The sequence below is a fragment of the Pseudonocardia sp. genome, from assembly GCF_050246655.1.
Classification (GTDB): domain Bacteria; phylum Actinomycetota; class Actinomycetes; order Mycobacteriales; family Pseudonocardiaceae; genus Pseudonocardia.
On the sequence record NZ_JBFWVQ010000193.1, the window covers coordinates 1 to 6,352 of the forward strand.

Consider the following 6,352-nt stretch of genomic DNA (forward strand, 5'->3'; position numbering starts at 1 on the left):
TGCTGGCGGCCGATGCTGTAGCCGTAGCCGCCGAGGTGCACGACCTCGTCCGCGATCCGCAGCTGCTGGCCCGGCCACGTCACCGACCGCGCCGCGATCTCGCGGGCGCTCTCCGGGTCCGTCCGGTGCAGGGCGTTGCGCAGCGAGTCCCAGTACACGACACCCCACCCGTAGGTGGTACCGGGCGGGTTGCGTTCGAGGACCGTGATCTCGCGCGACGGGTCGCGCAGCTTGGCCACCAGGGCGAGATAGAGGCCGGCGGGGCCACCGCCGACACAGGTGATCTTCACAGGACCTGCCTCACGTGTGCGTGCACCACCCTCTGCTGTTCGGGTCGCCGGACCGTGGCGTTACGGGGCGATCGCGGCGACCGTCTCCGCGTACCACCGACGCTGGTGCGCGGTGCGCAGGACCTCGTCGTTGTGCCACAGCAGTCCCAGCGTGCCGCCGAACCGCCGGCACTGCCGCGCCACGTCCAGGATCGTCTCGCGGGCGGCGTCGGGGCGAAGCGCCAGGTAGCCGAAGAGCGTCACGTCCATCACCTGGAAGGGCTGCTCGACCAGCCGCAGCGGGCGGCGGCGCAGGAGGTCGAACGCCCGGTAGGGATGGCAGGTGCCGGTGCGGAATCCCGCGATCTCGCTGAACGCGAGCGTGCACTCGTAGTCCAGCCCGGCGTCGTCCCAGTGGCGCCAGGTGTCCGGGTTGACCCACTGCAGGTAGTGCTGGCGCCCGCCCCACCGCGGCTGGTCCACGCCCTGCGCCTCGGCGAGTGCGCGCAGCCGGCAGAACTCCGCCGCGGTGCGCCCGCCGTCGCGGTAGGTCCCGAACCCGGCGTGCAGCCCCACCTCGTGCCCGCGTTCGTGCACGTGCCCGATCAGCCGCTGCACCCAGGGATGGCCCAGCAGGTCGTCGTGGACGTCGTTGGCGGCGAGGAAGTAGAAGGCGCTCCGCAGGCCGTGGCGCTCGCTCACGTCGCAGAGGAAGTCGAACGTGGCGTGCGGGTCGCGGTCGAAGCGCCCCCGGCGGGCGTCGGCGACCGCGCGGGCGCGCCGCAGCACGAGCCCCGCGTCGCGGCGGTGCACGACGTCGCCGGCGAACTGGCGGGCGAGCAGGCGCGGCCCGCGGCCCAGGGTGGAGAGCGGCTCGTCGACGTCGTGGCTGAGCAGGACGTCGTACGACGTGGGGCGCCGCCGCAGGTCCGGCCAGGTGCGCTGCAGTGCCGCCCAGAGCAGCTCGACGCACAGGTCCGCGAGCGGGACGCCGAGCAGGCCCTCGCGACCCGCGACCGACCGGGCCGCGGGGAAGCGGTCGTAGCTGTCCCGCGGGCCGTCAGCGAGCTCCTCGTAGCGGGTGAGCAGGGCGAACACCGTGCCGAGGACGTCGACGTGCAGCGTGACGCCCTCGGGTCCCGCGTCGCCCGCGCAGCCCGCCCCCGGTCGCGACCAGAGTGCCGGGATGCGTTCCCCGAGCGGCGTGCCCTCGCCCAGGGCGCCGACGGGCAGCCGCGGCAGCGGTCCCCGCGGGAGCGAGGTGGCCGTGAGCCAGGCCTCGTCCGCGACGGCGAGCAGCACGTCGGGCAGGACGACCGCGCGCCCGTCCGCCGCGCCGTCCCGGGTGATCCGCACCTCGGGGGCGCCCCGGATCTCGCTGCAGGTCTCCAGGCGCCAGGGCAGGCCGAGCCGGTCGGCAAGCACGACGTCGAGGACGTACCGGCGCTCCGGCACACGCCCGGGTGGCACGGTGACACAGAAGGTCATCGGAGGGGCGCCCTGCGGACAGGCGGGTTCGCGGTCATTCACTCGACCATGGCACAGCCGGGAAGCGTTGCGCCGCTCAGGCTCACCGTGCGTGGCGAGCCTCCGCGGGGCGCGGCTAGCCTGGGCGGAGTGGCGAGGTGGTTGCCCGCTCTCCTGACAGCGGCGTTCGTGCTCTCCGGCTCCTTCAAGGAGGTCGGTGCGCTGGCGAGCCTGCCCGTCGACGTCACCCTGCTGCTCGCGGTCGCCGTCGCCGGCCTCGTGGTGTGGGAGGTGATCGTCGGGCGCATCCCGCCCGCGGTGCACCTGGTCGTCCTCGGGTTCCTCCTGCTGCTCCCGGCGGCGTTCTTCACCGCACCCACGCCGTACGGCGAGGACAAGGCGGTGCGGCTGTTCACGCTCACGCTGCTGTCGATGCTCGCCCCGGCGCTGCTCATCCGGGACCGGGCGGACGTGCGCCGCCACCTGATCGCGCTCGCCGTCGTCGCGGGCGTCGTCGTCGGGGGCGGCCTGTTCAACCCGCGGCTGTCCAGCAACTACACCGGGGCACCCATCACCACCGAGAGCGTGGACACGATCGGGCTGGGCACGGCCGCCGCGGTCGTCGTCGTGATCATGACGATGGCGCTGATCTGGAAGGCGTGGCCGCTGCTGCTCGCGCTGCCCATCGGGGCCGCGTCGGTGTACGTCCTGCTGCAGTCGGGCTCGCGGGGGCCGCTGTTCTCGGCGATCATCGCGATCGTCGTCGGGACGTTCCTCGTGCGCAGGCGCCCGTCGGTGCGCCGCGGCCTGGTCTTCCTGGGCCTCGTCGCCGTCGGCGTGCTCGTGTCGTTCTCGCTGGCCCCCGAGTACTCACGGGGCCGCATCCTCAACTTCTTCGAGGGCAACAACGCCGGCAGCGTCGACAACAGAGTCCGGCTGATCGAGGTCGCGCTCGACCAGGTCACCCGCCACCCCTTCGGGATCGGCCTGGGCGGCTTCGAAGGGGCCGCGTTCGGCGGCTACTTCTACCCGCACGACCTGCCGGTCGAGGTGCTCGCCGAGGCGGGGGTGATCCTCGGTGGCGCGTTCCTGTGCTGGATCGGCTACTGCATGGTGCGGGCGCATCGCGCCACGGTCGACTTCACCGGCGGGGCGACGTTCGCCGTCCTCGTCTGCGTGCTCGGCAAGTCGCTGGTGAGCGGCGACCTGAATGACAACCGGCTCACGTTCTACGTTCTGGGTATCGCACTCGCCGCCGGATTGCTGTACTCGAGATCGGCGGTCGATTCGGCAGACCAAACACCGGAGGCCGCGCCGAGCGAATTGTCGAAACCGCCCCGGGTGCCCATTCCGGCCCCGACCGCCGGGACGCCGAGCGACTACGCTCGGCAGAGCTGGGAAACGCCCATCATCGGTCAAGGGAGAATGTGATGACGCTACGCGAGTACCTCGACACGGTACGTACTCGCTGGCGATTCGTGGTCATCGGGTTGCTGCTCGGAGTGATTGTCGGTGGCGCCGTTACGCTTCTCACGCCGAAGGAGTACGCGAGCGAGGTGACGGTGTTCGTCTCGGCTCGCGGCGGGAGCGACGCTGCCTCGGCGCTCGACGCGGGCGACCTGGCGTCGCAGCGGGTGGCGACCTACCTCGAGGTGCTCACGAGCCCGCGAGTCGCGCAGGAGGTCGCCGACGCGTACGGGCCGGGCCTCACCGCCCAGCAGGTGCTGAACCAGGTGACCGCCCGCACCACCCAGGACACCCTCCTGCTCACCGCGACGGTCACCGACCCGTCGCCCGACCGGGCCGCCCAGATCGCGAACCTCGTCGCGGATCGCTTCGTCGCGAACGTGACGGAACTCGAGACCACCGATCCCACCGTGCCCCCGGCCGTCACCGCGAAGGTGTTCGAGCCCGCCAAGCCCGCGGTGGACCCGGTTGTCCCGCGGCCCGCGGTGAACCTCGTGCTGGGCGCCCTGCTGGGGCTCCTGGTCGGCACCGGGTTCGCGATCCTGCGCCAACGCACCGACACGTCGGTGAAGACCCCGGACCAGCTGCGCACCCTGCTCGGCGTCCCGGTGCTCGGCTCGATCGAGGCCGACTCCGCGATCGACAAGACCCCGCTGATCGCGGAGGCGGCGTCGGGCAGCAGGGTCGCCGAGGACTTCCGGCAGCTGCGCACGAACCTGCAGTTCCTCGACGTCGACCGCAACCGGCGGGTCTGGCTACTCACCAGTCCCACCCCGGGAGCCGGGAAGACCACCACCGTCGCGAACCTCGCCCTCGTGCTCGCGGAGGCCGGCGGCCGCGTCCTCGTCGTCGAGGGAGACCTGCGCCGGCCCCGCCTCGCCGAGATCCTCGGGGTGGACCGCGCCGTCGGGCTCACGAACGTCCTGGTCCGGCGCATGCCGGGCGGCCAGGCCGTCCAGCGGGTCCGCCCGGGGCTGGACGTCCTCGCCAGCGGGCCGCTACCGCCCAACCCGAGCGAGGTCCTCGGCTCGGCGGCCATGGCGGGGCTGCTCGCCCAGGCCCGCGAGCGCTACGACGTCGTCCTGGTCGACGCCTCGCCGCTCTCGCCGGTCATCGACGCCGCCGCCGTGGCCAGCCAGGTGGACGGGGTGCTCCTCGTCGTCCCGGTCGGCGGGGTGAACCGGCAGAAGGTGCTCGCGGCCCGGGACGCGCTGGAGACCGTGTCCGCGCCGCTGCTCGGTGCCGTGCTCACGATGGTGCCGGCACCCCGCAAGAAGCGCAGCAGCGCCGAGCAGGCCTACCTCGCCGTCCACTCCGAGCTCGACATGCCGCTCGGCGAGCGGCCGATGCTCGCGCCTGCGTGGACCCGCCCCGCGGACGGGGGCGGGCGGGCCGCCCCGAACGGCAACGGGGCCGGCCAGTACGGCAGGAGCGGCCGGGTGGTGTCCGGCCCGCCGACGAACGTCATCCCGAAGCAGGTGGCGCCGACGGCCCCGCGGCCGCCCGCCCCGGTGGCCGGGTCCGCGGAGGCCCATCCGCCGCCTGCGGCGTCCGGCCCGGCGGTGCCCCACGCGAAGGCGACGAGGGCGACCACCGCGACCGCCACGCAGCCGCTGAAGCCCGCCGCCGGCGTCGAGGGCCGTGACGAGGACGTCGACCCCGGCCTGCGCTCGCCCGCGCCGGTGCCGGGAGACGGTGGCGACCGCGCCGACGGCGACGGGCATGCCGATGAGGAGGCCGGCCGGTAGCCTCGACGGCGGAGCCGGCCGTCGAGCGTCTCCGACAGCCTGCTCACCACATCCAGCAGCGACCGGTGCGGCGAGGTGAACCGGTGTGGTGACCGCTCCCGAGGAGCCGTCCGCGGATGCGCCGGCCTGGCAGCCCCAGGCGGCGTTCGAGGTGCTGTTCGTGTGCACCGGCAACCTCTGCCGCTCCCCGTTCGCCGAGGCGCTCATGCGCCGGCTCATGGTGGACCGGCTCGGTCCCGAGGCGCTGACGGCGTTCCGCTTCGCGAGCGCGGGCATCCGCGCCACCCCCGGCCGCCCGATGCACCCGGGTACGCGCGCCGCGCTCGACGTCTGGGCCGTCCCGGACGACACCCCGTTCGCCTCCCGGCGGCTCGACGAGAAGATGATCATCAGCTCGGACCTGGTGCTGACCATGGAGGAGTCGCACCGGGCGGCGATCGCCTGGCTCGCGGGCGATGCCGTGCACAAGGTCTACGGCCTGCGCCGGTTCGCGCGGATGGTGCAGTCGCTCGACCCGCGGCGCCTGCCGCCGGACCCCGTGCACCGGGCGCTGCGGATCGTGGAGTGGGCCCCGCGGCTGCACGCCGGCCTGCCGCCGGTGCCACCCGAGCAGGAGGCGGTCCCCGACCCCGTCACGGGTGGGCCGCAGGAGCACCTGCGCTCGGCGGACCTGGTCTTCGACGCCGTCGCCACGATCGTCGACGTCATCGCCCCGCCCGGGGTCACCGTGCACGAGGCGGATGCCTGGTGGTGATCGCGGTGCGCCGACCGCCGGAAAGTGTCGGCCGCATCGGCTAACGTCCGCGCCATGCTCGATCACCTCGGTGTCCAGGTCGGCGACGTCGCCGCCTCGCTGCGGTTCTACCTGCAGGTCTTCGCGCCGATCGGGGCCCGCGAGATCATGCGGTTCCCGATGGGGGATTCCTTCGTCGTGGGTCTCGGAGGAGCGGACGGGCAGCCCGACCTATGGCTCGTCCCCGCGGGCGGCGGCGAGACCCGCGAGCTGCACGTCGCGCTGCGCGCACCCGACCGGGCCGCGGTGGACGCCGTGCACGAGGCGGCGCTGGCGGCCGGGGCCGAGGTGCTGCATGCGCCGCGGGAGTGGCCGGAGTACCACCCCGGCTACTACGGGGTCTTCCTGCGCGACCCGGACGGGCACAACGTCGAGGCCGTGCACCACGGGGCACCGGGGTAGGGGTGGACCGGTCACACGGGCGGGTTCGTCCCGCTCAGTTCGGCGAACGTGCCGTGCGTCCGGTGGGGAGATCCTCGGGCCTGAGTCAGGACACCTCGTTAGTGACCCGCGGCGGGTAGCTGATCGAGGATCTCTGCTGCGGCGGTGGGGATGTCGGGGTCGAGGGTGATCTCCTGGCCGCCGAGGCGGATTGTGGCGGAGCGGAC

Annotated in this window: 5 protein-coding genes and 1 pseudogene; 4 read left to right on the forward strand and 2 right to left on the reverse strand. The window is 73.6% G+C overall.

From position 1 onward, the window contains the following. Both AB7J25_RS29715 and AB7J25_RS29720 read right to left on the reverse strand, forming a co-directional pair. Nucleotides 1–290, reverse strand: a pseudogene (locus AB7J25_RS29715) (FAD-binding monooxygenase); the annotation flags it as partial. Nucleotides 291–350: 60 nt separating this feature from the next. Beyond that, nucleotides 351–1,757 (reverse strand): polysaccharide deacetylase family protein, encoded by a 1,407-nt coding sequence (locus AB7J25_RS29720; protein ID WP_428514546.1) that lies wholly within the window; start codon nt 1,755–1,757, stop codon nt 351–353. A gap of 129 nt (nt 1,758–1,886) precedes the next feature. Here AB7J25_RS29720 and AB7J25_RS29725 point away from each other — a divergent pair, with 129 nt between their 5' ends. The 4 genes from AB7J25_RS29725 (at nt 1,887) to AB7J25_RS29740 (ending at nt 6,146) form a co-directional block, all read left to right on the forward strand. Continuing rightward, nucleotides 1,887–3,167, forward strand: a complete 1,281-nt coding sequence (locus tag AB7J25_RS29725; RefSeq protein ID WP_428514548.1) for an O-antigen ligase family protein — start codon at nt 1,887–1,889, stop codon at nt 3,165–3,167. Next, nucleotides 3,167–4,951, forward strand: coding sequence for a polysaccharide biosynthesis tyrosine autokinase (locus AB7J25_RS29730; RefSeq protein WP_428514550.1), 1,785 nt, complete (start codon nt 3,167–3,169; stop codon nt 4,949–4,951). The genes AB7J25_RS29725 and AB7J25_RS29730 overlap by 1 nt, the downstream gene beginning before the upstream one ends. A gap of 88 nt (nt 4,952–5,039) precedes the next feature. After that, nucleotides 5,040–5,705, forward strand: a complete 666-nt coding sequence (locus AB7J25_RS29735) for a hypothetical protein (RefSeq protein WP_428514552.1) — start codon at nt 5,040–5,042, stop codon at nt 5,703–5,705. 54 nt (nt 5,706–5,759) lie between these two features. Then, complete coding sequence (locus AB7J25_RS29740) at nt 5,760–6,146, forward strand: VOC family protein (protein WP_428514554.1); 387 nt, start codon at nt 5,760–5,762, stop codon at nt 6,144–6,146. The last annotated feature ends 206 nt before the right edge of the window (nt 6,147–6,352 follow it).

Bases quoted from the DNA above. Each gene is read 5' to 3' on its own strand.
- AB7J25_RS29730 (WP_428514550.1), top strand. From the start codon at position 3,167: ATGACGCTACGCGAGTACCTCGACACGGTACGTACTCGCTGGCGATTC.
- AB7J25_RS29720 (WP_428514546.1), bottom strand. From the start codon at position 1,757: ATGACCTTCTGTGTCACCGTGCCACCCGGGCGTGTGCCGGAGCGCCGG.
- AB7J25_RS29740 (WP_428514554.1), top strand. From the start codon at position 5,760: ATGCTCGATCACCTCGGTGTCCAGGTCGGCGACGTCGCCGCCTCGCTG.